Annotated in this window: 27 protein-coding genes; 11 read left to right on the top strand and 16 right to left on the bottom strand. The window is 58.4% G+C overall.

The annotated features are described in order from the left end of the window. Window positions 1–200 (bottom strand): hypothetical protein (locus tag ACGHJ7_RS12015; protein WP_390477955.1); only part of this gene is annotated, 200 nt, incomplete at its 3' end. Between ACGHJ7_RS12015 and ACGHJ7_RS12020 the strand changes: the two genes are divergently transcribed. The 3 genes from ACGHJ7_RS12020 (at window position 199) to ACGHJ7_RS12030 (ending at window position 4,081) form a co-directional block, all read left to right on the top strand. After that, entirely contained in the window at window positions 199–624 is a 426-nt protein-coding gene (locus tag ACGHJ7_RS12020) for a CBS domain-containing protein (protein WP_390477958.1), read from the top strand. The genes ACGHJ7_RS12015 and ACGHJ7_RS12020 overlap by 2 nt on opposite strands. A gap of 94 nt (window positions 625–718) precedes the next feature. Continuing rightward, a complete protein-coding gene (locus tag ACGHJ7_RS12025) occupies window positions 719–3,283 on the top strand; it encodes an NAD-dependent epimerase/dehydratase family protein (protein ID WP_390477961.1) in 2,565 nt (854 codons plus the stop codon). A 135-nt stretch (window positions 3,284–3,418) separates the two neighbouring features. Continuing rightward, window positions 3,419–4,081, top strand: coding sequence for a peroxiredoxin (locus tag ACGHJ7_RS12030; RefSeq protein WP_390477964.1), 663 nt, complete (start codon window positions 3,419–3,421; stop codon window positions 4,079–4,081). Window positions 4,082–4,612: 531 nt separating this feature from the next. On the opposite strand, the gene ACGHJ7_RS12035 is transcribed toward ACGHJ7_RS12030, so the two are convergent. The 4 genes from ACGHJ7_RS12035 to ACGHJ7_RS12050 all read right to left on the bottom strand — a co-directional run bounded on the left by ACGHJ7_RS12035 (window position 4,613) and on the right by ACGHJ7_RS12050 (window position 7,144). Beyond that, a complete protein-coding gene (locus tag ACGHJ7_RS12035) occupies window positions 4,613–4,882 on the bottom strand; it encodes a hypothetical protein (protein ID WP_390477967.1) in 270 nt (89 codons plus the stop codon). Between the two features lie 525 nt (window positions 4,883–5,407). Then, entirely contained in the window at window positions 5,408–6,016 is a 609-nt protein-coding gene (locus ACGHJ7_RS12040; RefSeq protein ID WP_390477970.1) for an MBL fold metallo-hydrolase, read from the bottom strand. After that, the gene (locus tag ACGHJ7_RS12045; RefSeq protein WP_390477973.1) at window positions 5,992–6,792 is read right to left on the bottom strand and encodes a TSUP family transporter; all 801 of its coding nucleotides are present in this window, start codon (window positions 6,790–6,792) and stop codon (window positions 5,992–5,994) included. The genes ACGHJ7_RS12040 and ACGHJ7_RS12045 overlap by 25 nt, the downstream gene beginning before the upstream one ends. A 19-nt stretch (window positions 6,793–6,811) precedes the next feature. Then, window positions 6,812–7,144, bottom strand: coding sequence for a helix-turn-helix transcriptional regulator (locus tag ACGHJ7_RS12050; RefSeq protein ID WP_063505481.1), 333 nt, complete (start codon window positions 7,142–7,144; stop codon window positions 6,812–6,814). Window positions 7,145–7,242: 98 nt separating this feature from the next. Between ACGHJ7_RS12050 and ACGHJ7_RS12055 the strand changes: the two genes are divergently transcribed. From ACGHJ7_RS12055 to ACGHJ7_RS12065, 3 genes are read left to right on the top strand one after another with little or no spacing between them, the layout of a single operon-like run. Next, complete coding sequence (locus ACGHJ7_RS12055; protein WP_063511301.1) at window positions 7,243–7,695, top strand: beta-lactamase hydrolase domain-containing protein; 453 nt, start codon at window positions 7,243–7,245, stop codon at window positions 7,693–7,695. Between the two features lie 43 nt (window positions 7,696–7,738). Beyond that, a complete protein-coding gene (locus ACGHJ7_RS12060) occupies window positions 7,739–8,647 on the top strand; it encodes an MBL fold metallo-hydrolase (RefSeq protein ID WP_063505479.1) in 909 nt (302 codons plus the stop codon). A gap of 41 nt (window positions 8,648–8,688) precedes the next feature. Next, the gene (locus ACGHJ7_RS12065) at window positions 8,689–9,150 is read left to right on the top strand and encodes a DoxX family protein (RefSeq protein ID WP_390477978.1); all 462 of its coding nucleotides are present in this window, start codon (window positions 8,689–8,691) and stop codon (window positions 9,148–9,150) included. Between the two features lie 76 nt (window positions 9,151–9,226). Here ACGHJ7_RS12065 and ACGHJ7_RS12070 read toward each other — a convergent pair whose 3' ends face one another. From ACGHJ7_RS12070 to ACGHJ7_RS12120, 11 genes are all read right to left on the bottom strand, one after another. Next, window positions 9,227–10,579, bottom strand: a complete 1,353-nt coding sequence (locus ACGHJ7_RS12070; protein WP_390477981.1) for a rhodanese-like domain-containing protein — start codon at window positions 10,577–10,579, stop codon at window positions 9,227–9,229. A gap of 70 nt (window positions 10,580–10,649) precedes the next feature. Then, window positions 10,650–11,354 (bottom strand): NAD(P)-dependent oxidoreductase, encoded by a 705-nt coding sequence (locus ACGHJ7_RS12075; RefSeq protein WP_390477983.1) that lies wholly within the window; start codon window positions 11,352–11,354, stop codon window positions 10,650–10,652. A gap of 94 nt (window positions 11,355–11,448) precedes the next feature. Then, a complete protein-coding gene (locus ACGHJ7_RS12080) occupies window positions 11,449–11,937 on the bottom strand; it encodes a DUF6692 family protein (protein ID WP_390477985.1) in 489 nt (162 codons plus the stop codon). Next, a complete protein-coding gene (locus ACGHJ7_RS12085) occupies window positions 11,934–12,461 on the bottom strand; it encodes a DUF305 domain-containing protein (RefSeq protein ID WP_390477988.1) in 528 nt (175 codons plus the stop codon). Before ACGHJ7_RS12085 ends, ACGHJ7_RS12080 begins: the two co-directional genes overlap by 4 nt. Further along, window positions 12,458–12,871, bottom strand: coding sequence for a potassium channel family protein (locus ACGHJ7_RS12090; RefSeq protein WP_390477990.1), 414 nt, complete (start codon window positions 12,869–12,871; stop codon window positions 12,458–12,460). Before ACGHJ7_RS12090 ends, ACGHJ7_RS12085 begins: the two co-directional genes overlap by 4 nt. Next, window positions 12,868–13,629, bottom strand: a complete 762-nt coding sequence (locus ACGHJ7_RS12095; RefSeq protein ID WP_390477993.1) for a MauE/DoxX family redox-associated membrane protein — start codon at window positions 13,627–13,629, stop codon at window positions 12,868–12,870. The genes ACGHJ7_RS12090 and ACGHJ7_RS12095 overlap by 4 nt, the downstream gene beginning before the upstream one ends. Before the next feature lie 100 nt (window positions 13,630–13,729). Continuing rightward, window positions 13,730–15,037, bottom strand: a complete 1,308-nt coding sequence (locus ACGHJ7_RS12100; RefSeq protein ID WP_390478163.1) for an APC family permease — start codon at window positions 15,035–15,037, stop codon at window positions 13,730–13,732. 170 nt (window positions 15,038–15,207) lie between these two features. Beyond that, window positions 15,208–15,954 carry a helix-turn-helix domain-containing protein gene (locus tag ACGHJ7_RS12105; RefSeq protein WP_390477995.1) on the bottom strand — a complete coding sequence of 249 codons (747 nt, stop codon included), beginning with the start codon at window positions 15,952–15,954 and terminating at the stop codon, window positions 15,208–15,210. A 201-nt stretch (window positions 15,955–16,155) separates the two neighbouring features. Then, window positions 16,156–16,416: a DUF5676 family membrane protein gene (locus tag ACGHJ7_RS12110; protein WP_022674324.1), complete on the bottom strand. Its 261-nt coding sequence runs from the start codon at window positions 16,414–16,416 to the stop codon at window positions 16,156–16,158. Between the two features lie 44 nt (window positions 16,417–16,460). Further along, a complete protein-coding gene (locus tag ACGHJ7_RS12115; protein WP_022674325.1) occupies window positions 16,461–16,928 on the bottom strand; it encodes a DUF411 domain-containing protein in 468 nt (155 codons plus the stop codon). Continuing rightward, on the bottom strand, window positions 16,925–17,611 hold the full coding sequence (locus ACGHJ7_RS12120) for a class I SAM-dependent methyltransferase (protein ID WP_390477998.1): 687 nt from the start codon (window positions 17,609–17,611) through the stop codon (window positions 16,925–16,927). The genes ACGHJ7_RS12115 and ACGHJ7_RS12120 overlap by 4 nt, the downstream gene beginning before the upstream one ends. A gap of 151 nt (window positions 17,612–17,762) precedes the next feature. Between ACGHJ7_RS12120 and ACGHJ7_RS12125 the strand changes: the two genes are divergently transcribed. From ACGHJ7_RS12125 to ACGHJ7_RS12145, 5 genes are read left to right on the top strand one after another with little or no spacing between them, the layout of a single operon-like run. Next, window positions 17,763–18,059 carry a hypothetical protein gene (locus tag ACGHJ7_RS12125; protein ID WP_284054754.1) on the top strand — a complete coding sequence of 99 codons (297 nt, stop codon included), beginning with the start codon at window positions 17,763–17,765 and terminating at the stop codon, window positions 18,057–18,059. A 3-nt stretch (window positions 18,060–18,062) separates the two neighbouring features. Next, window positions 18,063–18,497, top strand: a complete 435-nt coding sequence (locus tag ACGHJ7_RS12130; protein ID WP_322293667.1) for a periplasmic heavy metal sensor — start codon at window positions 18,063–18,065, stop codon at window positions 18,495–18,497. Window positions 18,498–18,503: 6 nt separating this feature from the next. Next, complete coding sequence (locus ACGHJ7_RS12135; RefSeq protein WP_390478002.1) at window positions 18,504–19,064, top strand: RNA polymerase sigma factor; 561 nt, start codon at window positions 18,504–18,506, stop codon at window positions 19,062–19,064. Window positions 19,065–19,121: 57 nt separating this feature from the next. Beyond that, window positions 19,122–20,930, top strand: coding sequence for a copper resistance system multicopper oxidase (locus ACGHJ7_RS12140; protein WP_390478005.1), 1,809 nt, complete (start codon window positions 19,122–19,124; stop codon window positions 20,928–20,930). Next, a complete protein-coding gene (locus ACGHJ7_RS12145) occupies window positions 20,927–22,240 on the top strand; it encodes a copper resistance protein B (protein ID WP_390478008.1) in 1,314 nt (437 codons plus the stop codon). The genes ACGHJ7_RS12140 and ACGHJ7_RS12145 overlap by 4 nt, the downstream gene beginning before the upstream one ends. Window positions 22,241–22,299 lie beyond the last annotated feature (59 nt).

Here is a 22,299-nt window from a genome sequence, read left to right on the forward strand (position 1 = left end):
ATAGAAGAAAGAAGTTCGCCCGGCGCACAGCGTTCTAATCGGCTCAGACCACCCCTTGACCTTCCAACGATGGCAAACACTAGGTTTGCGACCTGATGATTCGACAGGAAATTCTTCTTGAGGCGCACGCCCGAAGATTTCTCGGTGTCGGACACAACGCCAAACATAATGGAGAGAGACTTGAAGATCAGCGAAATCATGACCAGCGATCCAGCTTGCTGCAAGAAAGATGAAAACCTTCAGGAGGCAGCAAAGCTGATGGTCGAACATGACTGCGGTGAAATCCCGGTCGTCGACGACGACGGCGGTCTTGTCGGTGTAATCACAGATCGCGACGTGTGCTGCCGCGCGGTTGCAGAGGGCATGCCGGCAGAAACGCGGATCGAAGAGGTTATGACCCGATCCGTCGTGAGTGTCACCCCCGATACCTCGCTCGAGGACTGCCTGACCTCGATGGAGAACAGCCAGGTACGCCGCGTACCGGTTATCGACGATGACGGAAAATGCTGCGGTATGGTGTCCCAGGCCGACATCGCCCGAACCGGTAGGGATGCGAAGACAGCCGAACTCGTTCAGGAAATCTCACGAGCGCGCGCGGACGAAAAGTCTTCGGGTTGCTGCTAAGCGACAGGAATTGGCAGCCGTCCCTTGAGGGGTGGCTGCCATCCGCTGCGTAACCAAGTGGAGATAACTCAAAAACGGCATCGAGGCTTTCTGAATGGACAAGCAAATCATTCTGATCACGGGCGCGAGCGGATTTATCGGTCGCGCGCTCACGAAGCGGCTCGGCCGCACCTATCGCGTGATCGGTCTCGACCGCTCTCCGGCGAAGGACGATCCCGATCTCGCCGCGTCCTATCGCATGGATCTCGGCGATGATGCGTCTGTTGCGACTGCTCTCGAACAGGTCAGGAGCGACTTTGGATCTGAAATTGCCGCTTGCATTCACCTCGCCGCGTATTTCGACATTACTGGTGAGTCCAATCCTCTCTACGAGAAGGTCAACGTCGAGGGTTCACGCCGCCTGATCACGGCGCTGCAGGCCTTCGACATCGAACAGTTCATCTATGCAAGCTCCATGCTTGTTCACGAGCCCAAACAGCTGCCCGACGAGCGTATCGACGAATCCAGTCCACTTGGACCGACCTGGCCTTACCCTCAATCGAAGGCCGATGCGGAACAGGTACTGCGCGAGAACCGTGGCGACATTCCGGTTGTATTCCTGCGATTTGCGGGGGTTTACGACGACGAGGGGCACTCCGCCTTTCTCGCCGAACAGATTGCCGGTGTCTATGAGCATCGCGTGTCGGCGCATCTGTATCCGGGGATGCTTTGCGCTGCGCAGTCGGCACTGCATCTTGACGATCTGACCAAGGCGGTCGAGCAGACTATCGCTCATCGCACTGACCTCGAGGGCGAGATGCCGATACTTGTCGGAGAGCCCGAAACGCTTGGATACGCCGAGATTCAAGACATCGTTCATTGCCAGATCCACGGCGAGGAATGGACGACAGTGCGCATTCCAAAAAGCGTGGCGAAACTGGGCACGTGGATCGAGGAAGAAGTCCTCGGTCATGACGGATTCGTCAAGCAATGGATGGTCGATGACGCAAACGCTCACTACATTCTCGATATCTCCCGCGCCCGGAAACTGCTGGGGTGGGAGCCAGAGCACTCGCTCCGCGAAACGCTTCCGACCATCATCGACGCGTTGCAAGCCGACCCGCAGGACTGGTACGAAACGAACAAGCTGAACACGTCCCGCGTGGCCTGGCATCCAAAGAGTTCGGATGCAGCGAAGACCGAACCGGCGCGACTACCATCGCATGACACCGACATGGCTCATGATGGGCACCAGATGGACGGCAACATGCACGACATGGACGGCCCCCAGCGCGGTACCCGTTGGACGCAGTTTGCTGTCATCGGGCTTGGCCTGTGGCTTGCTGCAAGTCCTGGTGTTTATGACGTCGTATCCGCCGATACTGCGCGTGCTTCGGTCGTAGCGGTCACTCTCGAGCGGGGTTTGCCGTCGATCGAATGGCGGGCCAATGCTCTTGCCCTAAGCGATATGCTGAGCGGGATCGCATTGATGATCTTCGGCGCGATGTCGCTTTCGAAGCGCACCGCCTGGTTGGGGCAGTGGGCGACGGCCTTTGTCGGCATCTGGCTGCTTTTCGCGCCCTTGTTCTTCTGGAGTCCGAGCGCGGCCCAATATCTGACCAATCTCCTGGTTGGTACATTGGCGATCGCATTCTCGGTGCTGGTGCCAATGATGCCCGGCATGAGCATGGAAGGGATGATGGACAAGAAGTCCATCCCGCCCGGGTGGACCTACAGTCCCTCGACCGATGCCCAGCGATTCCCGATCGTGGCGATGGGCATCATCGGCCTTCTGATATCGCGCATGCTTACCTCCTACCAGCTTGGCCATATCGATGTGGCGTGGGAGCCGTTTTTCTCCGGATCGCTTGGCGATCCCAAGAACGGCACCGAGGAAATCATCACGTCGGATGTATCCAAGGCGTGGCCGATCCCGGATGCCGGACTAGGGGCGGTCAGCTATGTGCTCGAGATCCTGATGGCGGTCATGGGAACCCGCACGCGCTGGCGCACGATGCCGTGGATGGTTACCTTCTTCGGCATTCTGGTCATTCCGCTCGGTGTGGTCAGTATCTATTTCGTGATCATTCAGCCGATATTGATCGGGACGTGGAGTACGCCGGCTCTGATTGCTGCGCTTGCGATGCTCATCATGATCCCGTTCTCGCTCGATGAAGTCATCGCCATGGGACAGTATCTCTACTGGTCGAAAAAGGAAGGCAAGTCACTCGTTCGTACCTTCTTCAAGGGCGGCGCAGTGTCAAACGGTGAAATCGACGATACCGACTATATGACCGACGCGCGTTCGATCTGGACGAACACGGTGCGCGGCGTGACCTTCCCGTGGACCCTGGTGGCCAGCACGGCTCTGGGAGCGTGGCTGATGCTGACAAGGATAACGCTTGGCAGCGAGGGGGCGATGGCCAACAGCGATCACGTGGTGGGTGCTTTGGTGATTACGGTGGCAATCATCGCGACCGCGGAAGTCGCGCGCGCCTTGCGCTTCATCAACGCTGCATTCGGTGCCTGGCTGGTCGCAGCGCCCTTCATGCTTGCAGGGGCTTCGGCTGCCGGAACGGTGGCCTCGGTTGGGGTCGGACTGCTCTTGATCGGACTGAGCCTGCCTCGCGGTAAGCGAAGCGGTGAGCATTATGCGGGCTGGGATCGGTTTGTCGTATGACCGATTGACCCGAGCAAAGCGGCTCTGGCGTTCATCCTTGAGGACCAAGGTCAAGCCGAAGTCGAACCCGCATTTTTCTCAGAGCATGGCTAGAAATGCGCCCTGAGTTCCCACAAGATAAGTAGGAGTATTTACATGACCCTTTCCATTGGCTCGACAGCCCCCAATTTCACAGCTCAGACCACACAAGGCAGCATTCATTTCCATGATTGGATGGGTGACAGCTGGGCAATCCTCTTTTCCCATCCCAAGGCATTTACACCGGTTTGCACGACCGAGCTTGGTTACATGGCCGGGCTTGGCGAGGAATTTGCCAAACGCGACACCAAGATTCTTGGCCTTTCGGTCGACAGCAGCCAGGATAATCGCGATTGGCTTCCCGATATCGAGGAGGTGAGCGGAAATAAGATCGACTATCCCGTGGTCGGCGACAGCGACCTACAGGTCGCCAAGCTTTATAATATGCTGCCGGCCGACGAAGCGGGTATTGCGGAGGGGCGAACCGCAGCCGATAACGCCACCGTCCGCGCTGTCTATATCATCGGGCCAGACAAGAAAATTCGTGCCATGCTGCTTTACCCGATGAGCAGCGGGCGAAATTTCGATGAAGTGCTTCGGCTGCTGGATTCGGTGCAACTCACCGAACGCAAGGGCGTCGCGACGCCGGTCAATTGGCAAAAAGGTGATGACGTGATCATTCCGCCTTCCTTGTCGGACGAAGATGCGAAGGCGATATATCCTGCTGGCTGGGACGAAAAAAAACCATACTTGCGCGTGGTTCCAGAACCGATCGACTGATTGAGCGAGCAAGTTCCCAGCGATTGAGTGTCGGCGAGAATCCAGCATGCTCGTGCTACGTTTTGATTGCGGCGCCACATCTCTGAGTGGACCTATCCGTTCGATATATCGATTTTCAAGAAACGTGAGAGCTCAGATGCAGTGAATAACCAAATTCGATCCCCGACTGGTTGTCTCCTCATTACTTGAATGGCGGCCCCGTCTCCCCCCGAGCCCTGCGGGTCGCAGGTGTCCCGGGGCCGTTCAGGAACCCCGCGCTTGACCCAACCCTGGGCGCGGGGTTCCGTCTTTCTGGTATGATGACGCTCGAGCGCAGGTATGCTGGCGGAAGGACTGCGGCGTCCATCGACCTGGGACACCAGGGCTGCGTACTGCGGGTTTGAGGAGCCGCAAGAAAACTGTGATGCAATTTACCATCGACCTTCAATTCGTTGAAGGCTACGCTACAACTGCGGAATACGAAAAATTCTCACTTGGGAAACCTCTGGTCGAAAGAGTACTATGGCAGATCTATTCAAAGATCACATGTGGTTAAGAGCCGCCCGTGGCGGCTAGTCCTTTCATGGCTAAACAGATTAATGCTGTCGAGCCATTTCCTTTGAATGAAAGCAAGACCACCTTTGTGAGTGTCATAAGCAGTTCGGCTGCTGTTTTGGCAGCTTGCTCTTGCTGCATTCTGCCGTTGGTGCTGGCCGCTGCCGGATTAAGTGCGGGCTTGAGCAGTATTTTGGCACCTCTGGGTTCGCTCCATTGGCCAATGACCGCCCTTTCGATGATTGCGGTGGCGACTAGTTGGCTCATTGTTCTACGGAAATATCGGCGCAAATGTCATTGCGATTCCCAAGCCGCACATAAATGGTTCTTGAACCCTCAGATAATTATGCTCCTGGTTGCAACTGCGTTGAGCTTCATCGCTGCCGCTTGGGGCTTGTTCGAGCCAACTCTCATGAAAGCATTCATGTAGTCTCATGCTCTGAGAGATCGACACTCGCATTATGCTCCGTTTGATGCGATAGCTGAAGCCAGCAAAGAGATACGATGGGCCATTGCGCAACGATGGTTCCAGCCGCTTTTCGGCCCGGCATGTCATTCAGACTGATGCTGCCTGGCAAGGTTTGAGGGGAAGCATTTTCGGAATCGAGCGGAACCAAAGCGATCTTGATTTCGACGGATTTGGAAAAACTCCTCGATCCCGAAGCATACCAGTTCGATTTGCCATCCAGATATGGTTCTGGTGATAGTCCCCTAGTTCGATCAAATGATGGGGGCGTGCGCACAGTTCGTGATAACCGGCGCGGGCTTCCGCATTATCTATGGCAGGACAACCTATCCCTGCGGCGACTTCCCGCCGATCTCATGCATGTGCCCGACAGCTTCTTCGACGCAATCACCGCACTTTAAATTGGCAGGCACGGCAACGTCGATTTTATTAGGATAGGGCAGGTCGAGTTCGGCCATGATCCTCTGAAACTCGGAAAGCGAGATGCCGTCGTTCAATCGAGGATTGCGTGTGCGCTCCTGCAGGATCGTTGATACCTGGCGGCCCGAGTAGTCATGTGCAGGATAGACCAGCGTATCTTCCGGGAGGGCGAACAGCTTTTCGCGGACTGATTTGTAGAGAGTGGCGGAAACGCCGCTCTGGAAATCGGTGCGACCGCACCCATCGATCAGGAGCGCGTCGCCAGTGAACACCTGCGTATGGCCGCCCTGCTCTATCAGGTAGCAGTGATGTTTGTCGGTATGGCCGGGTGTAAACAGCGCGCGGATGGTCAGCTCGCCTACTGCTAGGGGCTCCTCTTCGCTCACTTCCACATCCGCACATGAGATATTGTCATCGGCAGGGTAAGAGACCTTGCACCCTGTCAGACTGCGCAGTCTGCGTCTGGACATATGACGCCGAATGGCGGCGATCACAACAAATCCGTCGTCACCCATTCACCGGTGACGAACACACCGACAAGGATCACGACTGCAGAGAAGATGTATGTTAGCGTCCGCTTGCGCGCCGCGAGGCTGTGCGAGGCCCGGGTTCCCAGCCAGCCCCCCATCGCGCCTCCGCCAATGAAGAACCCGGCAATCGGCCAATTGATCAGCCCGTCCAATGCGTAATTGGCGGCCGTGGTGGCGCCGAAAGCCGTTACGGAAACCAGCGAGGAGCCGATCGCATTGAGGATCGGCATGGCCGTCGCTGCAACCAAGCCCGGCACCACCAGGAACCCGCCGCCGATACCAAAAAAGCCGGACAGTGCGCCGACAATAAACCCACCGGCCGCCAGCCGCGGGGTTAACCGCAATGCGGTCGCTGCGGTAAGGCGGACATCCGGGTCGGACCCGCCCGATTTTTCGCGTAACATGGACAGGCCGACAATGATCATCACCAAGCCGAACAGGCCCAGCAGGAGATCGCCTTGTGTCATCTTCCCCACAGTCGATCCCGCCGCTGCACCGATAATACCGAATGCCGCGAAAAGACTTGCGCAACGCCATTTCACACTTCCGCCACGGGCATGTAACAGCAGGTTGGCCAAGGCGCTCGCGGCCACGGCGGCAGCGGATGTGGCGATTGCGACATGTGTGTCGCGAACGCCGACAACATAGATCAATAGCGGCACGGCGAGGATCGATCCCCCGCCGCCGATTAAGCCCAGCGAGAACCCCACGAGGAGCCCTGAGGCTAGCGACAATGACGCCTGAACAAGACCGATATCCATCAGGCGGGCGCAGCCGTCATTAACTTGTCTCGCCGGGTCCGCTGCCGGCTTCGCCGTCCGGACTGCAATAGATGGCGTAAAGCGTTTCCAGCACACGCCGTGTCGCATCGCCGGACAGGGAATAGTGGATTGAGCGACCGTCTCGCCGCGCTGCGACCAGACCGTCCTTGCGCATCAGCGAAAGATGCTGCGAGACGACGGTTTCACCGATCTCCAGCAAATTGGCCAGCTCGCCCACGCTGCGCTCGCCCTCCACAAGCTGGCAGGCGATCATCAGGCGGTTGTGGCTGCCCAATGCCTTGAGCAGGGTCACCGCCTTTTCGGCTTGTTTGCGAATATCTTCGGCTTGCATACTTGCATATATGCGAAGGTGTGCATATAAAGTCAATCGTAATCTGCCGCCGCGCTATTGCGGGCCGGGAGCTTTGAACCAGATCCAGGATATTCCTTATGACCCACATCAAGACCCTCAACGACAGTTTCGCCGTCTCGGCTGCTCCGCCTTCCGAGAGCGACCTGCGCGCCTTGGCGGAGGATGGTTACAAAGCCGTCGTCAACCTGCGCTGCCAGGATGAGGCGGATCAGCCAATCGCCCCGGACCGGGAAGGTGAAGTTGTGGCATCGCTTGGCCTCGAATATCGTCACCTGCCGGTGGCGGGCGGCGCCATGTCGGATGAACTCGTCGATGAATTCAGGGCCAGCGTCGAAGCGCTCCCGAAGCCGGTGCTGGTCCATTGCGCTTCGGGCAAGCGCGCAGGGGCCTTCACAATGATGCATCTGGCGGCGCAACAGGGAATGGGCGGCGACGCGACGCTGCAGCAAGCGGCGGATATGGGCTTCGTTTGCGATGAACCGGCGCTGGAAGATTTTGTCCGTAATTACGTCGACCGAGCGCAGGACTGATCACTCCGACCCGCCTTCAACCTGCATACAAAAAGAGCTTTCGATGAAACCTGACGTAGAGGCATTTTTCGACACAAATACCAATACGGTGACCTATGTCGTGTCCGATCCCGCGGCCAAGGTGTGCGCGGTGATCGATCCGGTGCTCGATTTCGATGCCGCAGCGGCACGAACCGCGACAAAGTCCGCCGATAAGGTGATCGATTTCGTCCGGGAGAAGGGTTTCAAATGTGAGTGGATACTGGAAACCCATGTCCATGCCGATCACCTGTCCGCCGCACCTTACATTCGCAGCGCGCTAGGCGGCAGACTCGCTATCGGCAGCCAGATCACCGTCACGCAGAATACCTTCGGTCCGATCTTCAATGCCGGGGTGGACCTGCCGCGCGATGGGCGCCAGTTCGACCATTTGTTTGCCGATAATGACAGCTTCGACCTGGGCACCATATCGGCTCGGGCACTCCATACGCCGGGACATACGCCCGCGTGCATGACTTATGTTATCGGCGATGCCGCCTTTGTCGGCGATACGCTGTTCATGCCCGATTACGGCACGGCGCGCGCCGACTTTCCCGGCGGCGATGCACGTACGCTCTATCGCTCTATTCGCCGGATCTTCGAGCTACCAGGCGAGACGCGGCTGTTTATGTGTCACGACTACCTACCGGAAGGCCGCTCGGAGCATCGGTGGGAAACTACGGTACAAGACCAAAAGCACAGCAACATCCATGTCCACGCCGGGATCGGCGAGGATGCATTTGTGGCCATGCGAGAGGAGCGCGACGAACAGCTGGGTATGCCACGTCTCATCCTGCCATCAATCCAGATCAACATTCGTGGTGGGAACATGCCTGGCGCAGAAGAAAACGGCACGATCTATCTGAAACTGCCGGTCAACGTTTTGGGTGAACCGCAAACACCGCCCGAAGAAACAGGTCCACGCACCCAGTAAGTTTGCCGTCGATGCATCAACCTGAGGGTGGAGGGTACATTATGATCCGGAATGTCGAAAACAACCTAGCGACATGGGCCACAAAAGTGCGATTGATCGATCCGGTCTTCCGCCTCTCTTTGAGCCTCATATTCGTCATCGGCGGAGTGGGGCATTTTCTTGCGCATGAATATATGCTTGACCGGATGGCATTGTCGCCATGGAAAGATCATGTTGTTTTAATTGGTGATGCGTCCATCCTTTTGTGGCTGTCTGGCTTGGTGTTCATCGGTGCAGGCACATCGCTGGCCTTGGGGTGGATGACTCGGCTCTCATGCACCGCGCTATTTCTCACTCTCGTTCCGATAACTTTCGCGATCCATATCGCCCCTGGCCACACAGGCCTCTACTCAAGAATATCGCTATCCTGGGGGCGCTGGCATTTGTCTTCGTTCGCGGACCAGGAAGTCATTCAATGGATACGGCGCTCGGTCGCGCCGCTAGTTGAGCGACGAGCACGCTGACCCGCCACATACGAGCAAAATCTCGCAAAAGATTTTGACGTGCTTTGCAAGAGTTTCGCGCTTCAAGCTACGCGCTTCAGCCGGACGCGTTCTTCCACGCCCCCATGGAACCAAGATAGATGTCGAGGTGCTCGAAACCCTTGCTGGCCAGCCAGCCCGCAGCAACGCTCGCGCGCATCCCGCTGGCGCACATCAGCGTGTAGTGATGATCCTGCTTTAGCTCTTTCCAGCGGGTATTCAGCTCGCCGACGTAGATATGTTCTGAGCCATCGATACTGGTTTGCTGGCGCTCCTCGAGATCACGCACATCGAGCAAGGTCCATTGGCCGCCGTTCTGATCGAGTCTTTGCGCGACTTCATCGGTGTTGATCATGGGAACGCTGCGCATCGCCGCGCCCTGTGCAGCTGCAGGAACGACGCCCACGTAACCACCAATGATGTTGTCAAAACCGATGCGCACCAGATGCGCCATCGCCTTGGCAAGCTGGTCTTCTTCAGAGGCGACCAGCGCTATCGTCTCGCCCTCGCCGATGAACCACCCGGCAAAAGCCGGAATCATACCCACAGGAAGGCACATCGCGCCCGGCAGGTGGCCGCCAGCATAGCCAAGCGGCTCACGAACGTCGATCAGGTGGTCAGCGCCGCTCTTGGTAATTTCCTCTAGCCCAATGCGGCGGGGCCGCATGATGCGCGGCGCAGCATCGGCGCCTTCCAGATTGAGTCGCTCCATCAGCCGGAAATAGGGCGGCTGGTAATGGTGCTCTGCTATTTTTGCCTGAATGAATTCCTCGCGATCAGAGATGCGCAGACGCGGATTGTTGCGTCGCTCGTGGCCGACCGTGGAGAATTCCCGGTCCGCCATACCCGATCCGCAGACCGAACCCGCGCCATGCGCCGGGTAAATGATTGCCTGGTCTCCGAGACGGCAAATCTTTTGCAGGGAATCGTACAGCAGCCCGGCAACTTCCTCCTTGCGTTCGGGATAGAAATCGGTTCGCCCGACATCGCCGACAAACAGCGCATCGCCGGTGAAGACGCCAACCGGTCCTTCGGAATATTCACTGTCATGGATAACGAAGGCGAGATGGTCGTCAGTGTGACCGGGCGTTTCAAGCACTTCGATTTTCAGTTGACCCAGTTCAAAGCAATCGCCTTCGCGCGCAGTCTCGGCAAACAGGACTTCGCCCGCTGGATTGGGCCCGTGATAGACCCTCGCGCCGGTCATTTCGGAAAGGATCGGCGATCCGCTGATGAGGTCCTCATTGCGATGGGTCTCGAAGATATGGGTGATCTCCAGTCCTTCGGCGCGGGCCTTGTCGACGTAGATTTCGCAGTCTCTGCGCGGATCTATGACCGCAGCCTGCCCGCCTGCACCGATAATGTAGGAGAGTTGCGAAAGGCCCGGGGTCTTGATCGTCTCGAAATACATGTGGCTTCCTTGTGTTTTATCCGTAATTTGTGACGTTCAGTCCGACTGCTTTCAATCGGTGGTGCCAGGCTCAATCGATCCCAAGTTCAGCTTTGATGGCGGCAGGTCTCTCTAAGCTCTCGCTTTCGGGCCGACCGATGGCGGGCTTCGCATTGATCCAGGTGTCTTCGACCACGAACTCGAGAAGGCTCGCTGCAAGATCCGCGTGACGGCATCTAAAGCAACCATCTGCCAGCCGTTCGTCGGTAATTACCGCTTCGCCGGTATAGGGTTCGTCAAGCAACCAGCCGGGCCGCGCAGCAGTCCATCTGACACCCGGAGCGTCACTCAGCATCGCCTCCATTGCACGCATCTGTTCCAGGATGTTGAACAGTGCAGGTTTGGCCGTCAGCTCAAACCAGGCAGGGACGCTCGACTGGTGTTCGACGAACGCCGCGGAGATCACGGCAATTCGGTCCATATCGGCTTGCTTCATCGCTTCGAGCAGATTTCGCGTTCCTTCGGTATAAAGCGGTGGCGGATCGATGGCATTGCTCGGACCAAACCCGACACCGAGAGTTGAAATCACCGCGCGGCATCCATCAAGCTGGTGTGCGAAATTATCCGACAGAACATCGCAGTCGATATATTCGAACTCGCCTATGCGCTCGCTCGGTTCGGGCAGATTGTGTTCAAAGGCACGGATCGGTACGTCGCGGCCAAAGGCATGCTTCAAAAGCTCGGTGCCTGTTTTGCCGCCGGCACCGAAGACGGCGATCGGCCTGGTATCGGGCATGGGATCGCTCCTATTCAGATCTGATGTCTGCAAGAAAAATCAGCTTGAGCAGGCGCACGGGCGAGCCATCGCTCGCCCGTGCGCCCGGCTTCAATCAGGCTCCGCCGCTGGGGCAGGTGGTATAACCCCAGAAGCCGAATTCATCCTTGGCTCTTGGCGCAGCCACGATTATCTCCTGCATCTGCAGGCCCGCATCGCCTTCATCATCCAGCAGGCGCGTCCTGATGCGAAGCTCGCCGTTCGAATAACTGTCCGGGCCATCGGCAGTGACCGGAATAAGGGTACCGTTGATCTTGACCGCACCCTGGCCGCTATCGTCGTAGACGAAGGACGGGAAGGCAATTTCGGTCAGACGAAACTGGCAGGAATTCTGCGCGCCCAGCGCAGCGATATCTGCGCCATTCATGGTTTCGGGAAGCATCAGGCCGGGGCTGACATTCGCCAGAGCAGTGGCAGCATCCTCAATGGGGGCTGCGGATGCGGGCGGATCTAGCTGTGCCTCGCGGTCATTGCCCGGGGCGGTGTTGGAATTGCAGGCGGCGAGAGGCAATGCGATGGCCGCTATAAGCGCGAAGTTTTTCATTGCTGCATCTCCTCTGGCAGGCGTTCTTCGGTTCGCGGCCCGTTCTGCTCGATGTCGTCGATCAGATATTTCATCTCGGCGATTTCGCGGCGCTGGGCTACGATGATAGCCTGTGCGAGTTCGCGCACTCTTGGATCCTTCAGGCTTGCGCGTTCGCTGGTCATGATCGCGATCGAGTGATGCGGGATCATCGCGGCCATATATTCGGTATCGTCGACGGTGGTCTGACTGCGCACCAGCCACAGGGCGAGGGCGAACACGACGGCACCGATGCCAAGAATGATGAAGTTCTTGGTCTGGTCCTTGTACATGCCCCACATGAAAAGGAGCATCACGATCATCATCATTCCGCCCATGACGAACATCATCCAGAAGCGGGTTTCGCTCCAGAACAGGTCGTCAACTGTGAACGTGTTGGCATACATCAGGAAGAACATGATCACGGTTGAGGTCGAGACCATGGCCATGAACCGCCAGTAGCTGCCTCCCCCTCCCTTGTCCGAGTGGCGCGTCTTCTCAGTCATGCTTTTTCTCCTTCATGCATCAAGGTCCAGAATAGCTGCGCCGAGCAGCTGATGAGTGCGAAGCCTGTCAGGGCTTCGATGCCGGCGAGCACCCTCAGGTGGTCGGTCGGATAGATGTCGCCCAGACCAAGCGTGGTCACATTGATGAGCGAGAAATAAAAGTAGTCCATCCAGTCCATTGTCGGGGCCTTGTCGAACCCTCCAAGATCCCATTCCGCGCCTAGCCAGAAGCCGACCGCGAAAAGGATTGCGACCAGAAAATGCGAACTGAGGACGAGCAGCGAGACGCCAAGTTTGGCCAGCGTGTCTCGCCTGCGGCCGAGGAGGCGGTGGCCGACACCAAGGATCGCGAGGTGTGAGGCGATAGCCAAGAGGAACAGGGCGACGGCAAGAATGAGCGCAATGATCATAGGAAGGCCTTTGCGCCCATCCACAGACCCATGCCCATCATGAACAGGTTCTCGGTCAATGAGACGAAGCCAAGCGGCACGTTGCTGCTACCCCCGACGCAGGCGCATTTGAGCTCGCGCTTATCGATGTAGACCGCCTTGAATACGCTGACGGCGCCAATAGTCCCGATAAACAGTGCCAGCGGTGCCGAAAACCAGGTCAGCGCGCCAGCGGTCATGAGAATACCCGCGGCGGCTTCGCCGAACGGATATACGAAGCCATAGGGGACCCAGCGTTTGGCCAGCAGATCGTAGTTGAGGAACATGGTCGAGAAGCTGCGCACGTCTTGCAGCTTCTGGACGGCCAGCAAGGTCATCGACAGGCTCACGAACCATTCTGCCGCGCGCACGGTAAAGAGATTGTCGAAGAAGGCCCAGCTCAGTCCGAGCGCGAGCAGCAGCGCCACCGCGAAAATCGCGATGACGGGCTGATAGCTGGTTTCGCCTTCCTTGGGCTGCGAGCGGCTCTTGCCAAAGAATTCGCGAACGTCGTCGTAACCACCGATGCGCTTGTCTTCGATAAAGGTCTGAGGCGTGGTTTCAACGTGGTGCTTGTCTTTAAACGCGTCGGTTTCTTCCCTGCTTGTCAGGTGATTATCGTCGACCTCAAAGCCTTGCCGCTTGAGGAGATCGATCGTCTTGAGACCATAGGGACAGACATGATCCTCCATCACCATGCGGTAAACCGTCGCTGTTCGGGTCGTCATAAATCGCTCCATTGGGTCTGTCTGGCTGTTCTTTTGGGAAACGCCGAGAATCGGGTGTGGTTTCGAAACGAATTCGCTTCGAGAGCTTCACAATCGAGAAGGAAAAGCCTGTTCATCCCGTTTCTTCCGACTGATCTTTCTCGGGTGATGCAGGAGCATCGGGATTGCGCGAGAGGAAGATCCATTGGCCCAAGAATACGATAGCGATCCCGATGATCGCATAGGCTACAATCGCAGGATCGCTGCGCAATTTGGCTGCGGTGAAGGCTGCGAGGACCACGCCATCTGCCGCCAACGCGGCAAGAAGTACCGTTGCGCTTGCACCAACTTCTTTGCGCAGATGGCGCAAGACGCCCCAGTGCACCAACATGTCCATCACGAGGTAGAAAAACGCGCCCAGCGAAGCGATCCGCGACAAATCGAACAGGGCGGCGAGCGTGCCGGCAATGACCACGGTATAAACCAGCATGTGGCTGCGTGTCCCGCCGCTCATGCCGAAATGGCTGTGCGGGATCATCTTCATTTCCGTCAACATGGCCAACATGCGTGAGGCAGCAAAAACACTCGCGATCACACCCGAAATGGTAGCGGTGAGAGCAATAGCGACAGTGAAATAGAAACCCATCTGCCCGAAAGCCGGCCGCGCCGCTGCTGCCAGCGAATAGTCGCGCGCCTGTACGATCTGTGAGATGCTGAGACTGGAGCCGACGGCTAGTGCGACAAGCAGATAAATCACGATGCAAACTGCAATCGAGATCATAATCGTGCGACCGATATTTTTGTGCGGGTCAACCATCTCAGCGCCGCTGTTGGTGATCGTGGTGAAACCCTTGAAGGCCAGGATCGAGAAGGCGACCGAGGCAAGCAAAGCATCGGCATTTGATAGCTCTACCGGCTCTGAAAATGCGCCGCCCCACAGTCCGCTGGCCCAGATCGCGGCAATCGCGAAAATCGCGATCCCGCCGATCTTGATGCTTGACATGATAACCGAAAGGCCGCTGACTGATTTGTTACCCGCCGCATTGACCAGATAGGCAAAGACGATAGCGGCGAGCGCCGCGGCGGACACAAGCCAGCCGGTGCTTTCCAGACCAAAGGGCCGCAGAGCGTAGGTTGCGAAGGTTCGTGCGACAAGGCTTTCGTTGATAATCATCGATAGCGTCATCATCAGCGCGGCTGCTGAGGCAACCACTCCCGGCCCGTATGCCTTTTGCAAGATCATCGCGATACCGCCAGAGGACGGCCATTTGTTCGACATCTTGATGTAACTGTAGGCCGCCAGCGAGGTTACCAGCGCGCCAGCAATAAAGGACAGCGGGAAAAGCGGACCGGCAAGTTCGGCGATCTGCCCGGTAAGCGCGAATATTCCTGCGCCGATCATGACGCCGGTTCCCATCGCAACACCGCCCAACAGTGTTATGGATCCGGCAGTACTGCCCGTTCGATCGCGACTATGTCCTTGCAACACATTCCCCTATGGATGTCCTCTCGTCGGAAAAACATCATTGCCGAAAAGTACGTTTGGCAGGGCTTCACCCCTCAAAAAAGAATCTGTGAGAATCCAGGCGTCTGCGTGCGACCGGGTTAAAGTTATATCGGCCCGGCTTCTCTTCGTTGAAGGTGCGCCTGAGCTTCGCGAACATCCAGCTCCCGGGTACTGTTTCCGGTGCGCAGCATGAGATGAGCGACACCCCCGTCGGTGTAGTAAACTGGATGTACGCTCTTCTCGACGATCACCCTGCAAACGGTCAGCCCGCCAAGGATATGAAAACGACTATGGACCAAGGCACAAGCATGCCCGCCTAGGGCGTCTCTTGTAGTATCCATCAAAAGTCGTTCGAATCCATCTTGGTTAGCGTGCTTGAGCGTTCGCATATCCGCTTCAATGCCCGCAACAGCCCCGTCGTCTTCCACGCCGATCAATAGCGTGCCACCTTCATGGTTGAGAAAACCCGCTATTGTCTTCACGACAACCTGCTGCAGGCGCCGGTTTACGCGCTCTTCGCGTCGGTCCCAACGCATAGACGACTTGAACTCGACATGCTCTCCTTCGCCCCGGGCAATGAGCAAAGGTAGTTCTTCTTCGAGCTCGCGTTCAAGGAAACGAACTTTCGAGCGTTCATCCAAAAGGCGGCTATGATAAATACCAAATCCGAGCCCAATCGCAGCGCCCAAGACTGCATAAACAGCGCTCATCGTCATCATTTCGAACGCGAATGCCGAAGACAGGCGGTCAAGCAGAAAAGCGAGCGCGTTGCTATGGGCGGCAGTATTCGAAGCGCCGAATTCATACCAATAGACAAGTGTTGTCGCCGGATGAAGGATCGCGAAACCCATGATCGCGCCTATGACGGTGTGCAGAAGGAGACCATGTCTATCGTCGCTGGATCGATATCGCGAAATTGTTCGTCTCCTGTTGACGGGTCATTCTAATTGGCGCCGCTAGCCTGCTTTTATCGCATCCGACATCTGCGCCGGATCGAGTGCTCGATCCGATCGATAGAGCGCCGTTTCAAGCCAGTCTGATTTCCTCGAGCGTTATCTGAAGTACCGGTACAAAGGCACCACGATCACAGCAATGTACCACCCATATAAGAAGCTGCCGATTGCGCCTGCAAGGAATCCGGACAGCGTCAACCACTCGAAGCCAGGAAGCAGCGGCTCCCAGGCTTCATGCATATGGAACCGTTCGGGCGCGAGCAGGCCGAAAGCTATGCAGATCAAGTAGCTGAGGAGCAGAAACAGGCTGAGTGTCCAGCCCCAGGCGAGGATCGACGATTTGAGCGAGCGGTCTTGCATGAGCGATCTCCTCTTGAATTGCGATTATACGGGTCGGGTGGCGGTTACGGATAGGATGCAAAGACTTTGTGGCCGCTCGGACCAAAAGCGATGACCTCATAGGGCTGCACTCGGTCGCCCATTTCCATGCCGGGGGAGCCTATCGGCATTCCGGGAACGGCGAGGCCGGTTACTCCCTCGGGCCTTTCGCGCAGGAGCCGCGCGATCGCTTCGGCGGGTACGTGACCTTCGATGATGTAGCCATCGACTTCCATTGTGTGGCACGACCACAGATCCTGCGGTACGCCCCTGGCTGCCTTGAGCGCACTCATATCGTCAGTATCGACCGAAGCCACTTCTGCTTCCATGCCGCCCTCGACATGTCCTGCCCAGCTCAGGCAGCAACCACATCCCGGATCCCGGAACATGGTGTAGGTTGCGGCCTGTGCGGCATTCGAGCACGCCGCCAGCGTGAGAAGAACCGATGCCGTCAGCGAACGCCGCAGCGGCTTCGATGGGTTGTCTTTGATCATCTTACATTTCCTTTCTTGGTGCCGCGCCAGAGCGAAATGGTTCCGGTTGCGGTATGGATTTGAGCGAGCAGCTCTGCGTTTGCAAAAATTTCATCCAGCAATTTTTCGACTGCTCCGTCAGCGCTCGGCTGAGTATCCTCGACGCCGTCGAGAAATTGCACGGTTGTCCGGAACAGTGCGCGCATCAGCGGGCGGTCCTGCCGCATATAGTCCGCGATAAGTGCTACACCGTCCGCAGAGAGCAACCTCTCGATCTCGTCAAGAATCGCGCGTTTTTCCGGCAACGGAACCTGGTGCAAAACGAGGCTACTGACTATTATGTTGGGCCGCCAATCATCGGCAAGCACGAGGCTGTCGAGAAAGCCGTTGTGCCACCGTACCAGATCGGCACCCTGTCCGAACTTGCTGCGGGCTATGGCCAGCGCGGCAGGGTCGGGTTCGACGCCGACCAAGCCCGCTTCGGGACAGTCTGCCATCAACGCCCGCAGTAACGTCCCCGTGCCGCACCCGACATCGATGACGCGGTCGCCAGGTTCAAGCCGAGCCTGTCTGACGGTCTCCCGGCGCCATTTCGCCTCACGGGTGAATATACCAATTGCACGATCATAGAACGGTGTAAGCCAGCTCCTGCCAAGCAGGGGAGTGAATTCCCGTTCCGCTTCTGTGAGGCGTGCATTTTTCACCACATAATTTCCGATCTGTTCAGACAACCTTCGCTATTGTTCGTTGCACGTTCTGATACGCACAGCCGGGCCGCAGCCCTCAAAAAAGAAACTTAAGGGTTCGGGTATTCTATTGCGTATAGGACACGTGCAACCCACAGGAGTTTTTCGGATGCGTGACAATCACTCTCTTGATGCGGTGCTCGGAACGCTTTCCGCCACCGCCGCCAACGAGGTCCCAGCCGACTTCATGGATGGCGTTTGGCAGCGCGCCGGACAGCTTGGCGAAATCGCCGACCGACGCCGCCGGACGGCCCTTTTCGTCGGTCTGTTCGTCGTCGGGCTTGGAGCTGGCGCCGGAACGAGCGGTTGGCCCGGCGGCTATGGCACGTCTTCCGCGTCATTTGGCGAGGGTCTTATCCTCGGCGAACAGCTGTCCCCATCGGCACTCCTCCATGTGGAGCAATAAGGTTTGAAGACGACGCATATCGTTCTCGCGGTCCTTCTCGCAGCGCTCGCAGGATGCCTCGGCGCGATTGCCGCGGACCGCTGGGCCAATCACGAGGCAGGCTCCGGCCTCCACGATTTCGTGCACGACGAGCTCACCCTGACGGCCGACCAGGAGCAGCGTCTCGATGCGCTCGAGGCCCGTTTCGCTGTCGAAAGGGCACGGCTCGAAGGATCGGCGCGCGCAGCCAATGCCCGGCTCGCCCAGGCGATGGAAAACGAGCACGAATACGGCCCCGAGGTCTCGGCCGCGATCGACGAGGTACATGCGCGTATGGGCGATCTGCAGAAAGCAACGGTGCGCCATGTCTTCGACATGCGCGAGATTCTCGATCCAGAACAGCAACGCCAGTTCGACCGCAAGGTCTCCGACGCCCTGACCCGCGACCCACGCGACTGAAGCGCCATGTCAGGGGCGGGCGACAATCCGGATGAGGCCCTTGTCTCGCAGGTGAGGGCCGGTAACAAGCGGGCTTTCAGCAAGCTCGTCGAGCATGAAACCGGTCGGCTTCTCGCGCTCGCGACCCGCATGCTTTCCTCTCCTTCCCAGGCCGAGGACGTTGTTCAGGACAGCCTTGCTTCGGTGTGGCTGACGCGCCATCGGCTCGATCCGGACAAGCCGATCGGACCCTATCTGACGACCGTCGTCCTCAACCGCTGCCGGGACCGTTTGCGCAGGCGCAAGGTCGCGGGCTTTTTCGGGCTGTCGGGCGATGACGAACTCCATTCCATCGCCGACGATTTGCCGGGTCCTGAAACGTTGGCCGTTTCCAGGGAAGAGCTTACACGCGTCCAGGCCGAGATCGCACGCATGCCCGTAAGGCTGCGCGAGGCGCTGGTGCTCGTCACCATCGAGGGGCGTAGCCAGGCCGAGGCGGCCGATCTTCTCGGCACAACCGAAAAAGCGATCGAAACCCGCGTTTACCGCGCGCGCAACAGGTTGAAGGAACGCTTCGAAAAACTTTGAGGGATCGGACGGGGCGGCGCGTATATACTCGGTGAGTACCATTTTCAGGAGCTTTTCATGATCGCTGTCAATCGCCGAAGATTTCTCGGAACAGGAGCCAGCGGGCTCGGCCTGCTTGGCCTTGCCGGGGCAATGCCGGCTTGGGCCCGCGGGGCGGATATCCTTGCGGGAAATGCCCGCAAGGGGCTCGACGAGTTGGTTGGACCGAATATCGACCTTACTGTCTCGCGGTCTGCCTTCGCGACGGGCAACAGGCGCGGCGGAGCGATCGCCGTCAACGGGACGATCCCCGGCCCGCTGTTGCGCCTGAAGGAAGGCACGACCGTCCGATTGAACGTCCATAACCAGCTCGAGGAAGACACCTCGATCCACTGGCATGGATTGCTCGTGCCGTTTCAGCTCGACGGGGTGCCAGGTGTAAGTTTTCCCGGCGTAAAGCCGGGCGAAACCTTCACTGCAGAATTTCCCGTGCGGCAGGCAGGAACCTATTGGTGGCACTCGCATAGCGGGTTGCAGGAACAGGCTGGGCACTACGGCGCGATCGTGGTCGATCCCGCCGGACCCGATCCGGTTCAGGCCGACCGCGAATATATCGTGGTGCTGAGCGAATTCAGCGATATGTCGCCCTACACGATCTTCGACAAACTGAAGAAGGGCGAAGGCTACTTCAACTACAATCAGAACACCTGGACTGACGATTACCCGCTTTCGGGCGAAGACCGCCGGATGTGGGCGAAAATGCGCATGATGCCGACCGACATCCTCGACATCTCTAGCGCAGGCTACACATTCCTGCTGAATGGTCACGGGCCGCTCGACAATCTGGAGTATCTCTTCCGTCCGGGCGAACGCGTGCGGCTGCGGTTCATCAATGCCGGCGCTATGACTTTCTTCAACATCCGTATTCCCGGCCTGCCAATGACCGTCGTTCAGGCGGACGGGAAGGATGTCGAACCGGTCGAGGTCGACGAGTTCCAGATTGGCGTTGCCGAGACCTACGATGTCGTCGTGACGCCGGGCGAGCAACAAGCCTACACGCTGGTGGCAGAGTCCATGGACCGCTCCGGCATGGGTATTGCCACCCTTGCGAGCACACCCGGCGCTCGCGCCGCCATACCTCCGCTGCGCGATCCGCCGCTCCTCACCATGGCGGACATGGGCATGAGCGGCATGGACCATGGCTCCGGCGGCGATGCCGGCATGTCCGGAATGGACCACAGCAGTGGCGGCGACATGGCGGGGATGGATCATGGTTCGTCCGGCGAGGCCGAGATGGCCGGCATGGCGGGCATGTCCGGTATGAATATGCGCGACACTTCGCGCCTGCCTCCCGATGTGGAGGTCGGACCCGGCCTCGATTCTGTCGCGATGAACCCGATCGATCGGATGGGCGACCCTGGGATCGGCCTCGCCGGTGTCCCGCACCGCACGCTGGACTATCGTAAACTCCGCGCCCTGACGCCGCATCGCGAGACCCGCACGCCCTCGCGGCGGATGGAAATCCATCTGACCGGCAATATGGAACGCTACATGTGGTCGTTCGACGGCAAGAAGTTCTCCGCCGTTTCGGACGAGCCGATCCGCTTCGCATATAACGAGCGCGTGCGTGTAAAGCTCATCAACAACACGATGATGGCGCACCCCATCCACCTGCACGGTCATTTCTTCGAACTGGTCAATGGCGCGCCGGCCGACCGTCAACCGCTCAAGCACACGGTCAACCTGCAGCCGGGCGGCAGTGCGCAGTTCGACCTGACGGCGGACGAGCCGGGCGACTGGGCCTTCCACTGTCACCTTCTCTATCACATGCATGCCGGGATGTTTCAGATCGTCACGGTCGCCAATCCCGACGGGAGCGAAGCATGAAAATTCGTATTGCCAGCCTGCTCGCATCGGTTGCAGCCGGCTCAGTTCTCGCCTCCCCCGCCGCGGCGCAGCATGCCGGTCATTCGCCGACGGAACCGCAGCAAAGCGCCGAGGCGCAGGCTGACGCCAAGATGAAGTGCGAGGAAGAAGCCAAGCGCCATCTCGCGATGGGGCACCCGGTAACAGAAGGGGCATGCGAACCGGCTGCCGATCCTGAAGCTGCCAGGGACCGCTCGCAGATGGATCACTCAACCATGGATCATGGTGCGGTGACCGCTCAGGATGGCCATTCTGGCATGACAATGCCTGTGGACGCTGCCCGTCCACAGGCATCGCCCGAAAGTCATGAAGGAATGGATCACGGCTCGATGCCGCAGGGCAAGCCCGCCGAAGGCGCGATGGATCATTCGCAGATGAATCACGGCGAGATGGGACAGGCGGAGGCCAGTTCGTCGATGGACCATGGGCAGATGGATCACAGCCAGATGAACCATGGGCAGACGGGTTCGCAGGACATGCAGGGCATGGACCACTCGGCGATGCAGATGGGCTCGGATGCCGAGATCCCGCTGCTGCCGCCTCCTCCCGAAGCCGGCAGCGGCCCAGCGCGCGCGGCGGTCGCCATCTGGGGCGAGGAAGCCATGAACGAAGCACGCCGCGAGCTTGTCCGCGAGACTGACGGAGGAATGCGCTTCTGGTTTCAGGGCGACCGGCTCGAATACCGCGCCCGCGAGGGGAAGGATGGATATCTGTGGGACATCCAGGGATATTATGGCGGCGACATCGACAAATTCTGGTTCAAGTCCGAGGGTGAAGGCAGCTTTGGCGAACCCATAGAAGGCGCCGAGGTCCAGGCGCTCTGGAGCCGCGCCATTGCACCCTTCTTCGATTTCCAGACCGGTGTCCGTCAGGATCTGACCGGTCCCGAGCGTACCCATGCGGTGGTCGGCATCCAAGGGCTCGCGCCTTACCAGTTCGAGGTCGATGCCGCAGCTTTCGTTTCTACGAAAGGCGATGTGACGGCGGCGATTGAAGGCGAACTCGACCAGCGTATCACGCAGCGACTGATCCTCCAGCCGAGAGCCGGGATCGCGCTTTCGGCGCAGGATATTCCCGAGCTGGGCATCGGCGCCGGCCTCGACCGGATCGAGGCAGGCCTGCGTCTGCGCTACGAGTTCGCACGTGAGTTCGCGCCCTATGTCGGCGTTTCGCAGGAATGGCGCATCGGCGGCAGCGCGGATTTTGCGCGTGCTGAGGGAGAGGATCCCAGCGTCACAAACTATGTCGTGGGCGTAAGGTTCTGGTTTTGAATCTAAAGAGAAGGAATACAAGGAAATGACCAAGACTTTCACACGGATCGCATCGACTG

The organism is Altererythrobacter sp. MTPC7 (assembly GCF_042851395.1).
GTDB lineage: Bacteria > Pseudomonadota > Alphaproteobacteria > Sphingomonadales > Sphingomonadaceae > CAJXSN01.

What these genes read in the sequence shown, in the direction of transcription:
- ACGHJ7_RS12020 (WP_390477958.1), top strand. Translation starts at nt 199, where the DNA reads ATGACCAGCGATCCAGCTTGCTGCAAGAAAGATGAAAACCTTCAGGAG.
- ACGHJ7_RS12025 (WP_390477961.1), top strand. Translation starts at nt 719, where the DNA reads ATGGACAAGCAAATCATTCTGATCACGGGCGCGAGCGGATTTATCGGT.
- ACGHJ7_RS12030 (WP_390477964.1), top strand. Translation starts at nt 3,419, where the DNA reads ATGACCCTTTCCATTGGCTCGACAGCCCCCAATTTCACAGCTCAGACC.
- ACGHJ7_RS12035 (WP_390477967.1), bottom strand. Translation starts at nt 4,882, where the DNA reads ATGAGCCAACTAGTCGCCACCGCAATCATCGAAAGGGCGGTCATTGGC.
- ACGHJ7_RS12040 (WP_390477970.1), bottom strand. Translation starts at nt 6,016, where the DNA reads ATGGGTGACGACGGATTTGTTGTGATCGCCGCCATTCGGCGTCATATG.
- ACGHJ7_RS12045 (WP_390477973.1), bottom strand. Translation starts at nt 6,792, where the DNA reads ATGGATATCGGTCTTGTTCAGGCGTCATTGTCGCTAGCCTCAGGGCTC.
- ACGHJ7_RS12050 (WP_063505481.1), bottom strand. Translation starts at nt 7,144, where the DNA reads ATGCAAGCCGAAGATATTCGCAAACAAGCCGAAAAGGCGGTGACCCTG.
- ACGHJ7_RS12055 (WP_063511301.1), top strand. Translation starts at nt 7,243, where the DNA reads ATGACCCACATCAAGACCCTCAACGACAGTTTCGCCGTCTCGGCTGCT.
- ACGHJ7_RS12060 (WP_063505479.1), top strand. Translation starts at nt 7,739, where the DNA reads ATGAAACCTGACGTAGAGGCATTTTTCGACACAAATACCAATACGGTG.
- ACGHJ7_RS12065 (WP_390477978.1), top strand. Translation starts at nt 8,689, where the DNA reads ATGATCCGGAATGTCGAAAACAACCTAGCGACATGGGCCACAAAAGTG.
- ACGHJ7_RS12070 (WP_390477981.1), bottom strand. Translation starts at nt 10,579, where the DNA reads ATGTATTTCGAGACGATCAAGACCCCGGGCCTTTCGCAACTCTCCTAC.
- ACGHJ7_RS12075 (WP_390477983.1), bottom strand. Translation starts at nt 11,354, where the DNA reads ATGCCCGATACCAGGCCGATCGCCGTCTTCGGTGCCGGCGGCAAAACA.
- ACGHJ7_RS12080 (WP_390477985.1), bottom strand. Translation starts at nt 11,937, where the DNA reads ATGAAAAACTTCGCGCTTATAGCGGCCATCGCATTGCCTCTCGCCGCC.
- ACGHJ7_RS12085 (WP_390477988.1), bottom strand. Translation starts at nt 12,461, where the DNA reads ATGACTGAGAAGACGCGCCACTCGGACAAGGGAGGGGGAGGCAGCTAC.
- ACGHJ7_RS12090 (WP_390477990.1), bottom strand. Translation starts at nt 12,871, where the DNA reads ATGATCATTGCGCTCATTCTTGCCGTCGCCCTGTTCCTCTTGGCTATC.
- ACGHJ7_RS12095 (WP_390477993.1), bottom strand. Translation starts at nt 13,629, where the DNA reads ATGGAGCGATTTATGACGACCCGAACAGCGACGGTTTACCGCATGGTG.
- ACGHJ7_RS12105 (WP_390477995.1), bottom strand. Translation starts at nt 15,954, where the DNA reads ATGGGTTTCGCGATCCTTCATCCGGCGACAACACTTGTCTATTGGTAT.
- ACGHJ7_RS12110 (WP_022674324.1), bottom strand. Translation starts at nt 16,416, where the DNA reads ATGCAAGACCGCTCGCTCAAATCGTCGATCCTCGCCTGGGGCTGGACA.
- ACGHJ7_RS12115 (WP_022674325.1), bottom strand. Translation starts at nt 16,928, where the DNA reads ATGATCAAAGACAACCCATCGAAGCCGCTGCGGCGTTCGCTGACGGCA.
- ACGHJ7_RS12125 (WP_284054754.1), top strand. Translation starts at nt 17,763, where the DNA reads ATGCGTGACAATCACTCTCTTGATGCGGTGCTCGGAACGCTTTCCGCC.
- ACGHJ7_RS12135 (WP_390478002.1), top strand. Translation starts at nt 18,504, where the DNA reads ATGTCAGGGGCGGGCGACAATCCGGATGAGGCCCTTGTCTCGCAGGTG.
- ACGHJ7_RS12140 (WP_390478005.1), top strand. Translation starts at nt 19,122, where the DNA reads ATGATCGCTGTCAATCGCCGAAGATTTCTCGGAACAGGAGCCAGCGGG.
- ACGHJ7_RS12145 (WP_390478008.1), top strand. Translation starts at nt 20,927, where the DNA reads ATGAAAATTCGTATTGCCAGCCTGCTCGCATCGGTTGCAGCCGGCTCA.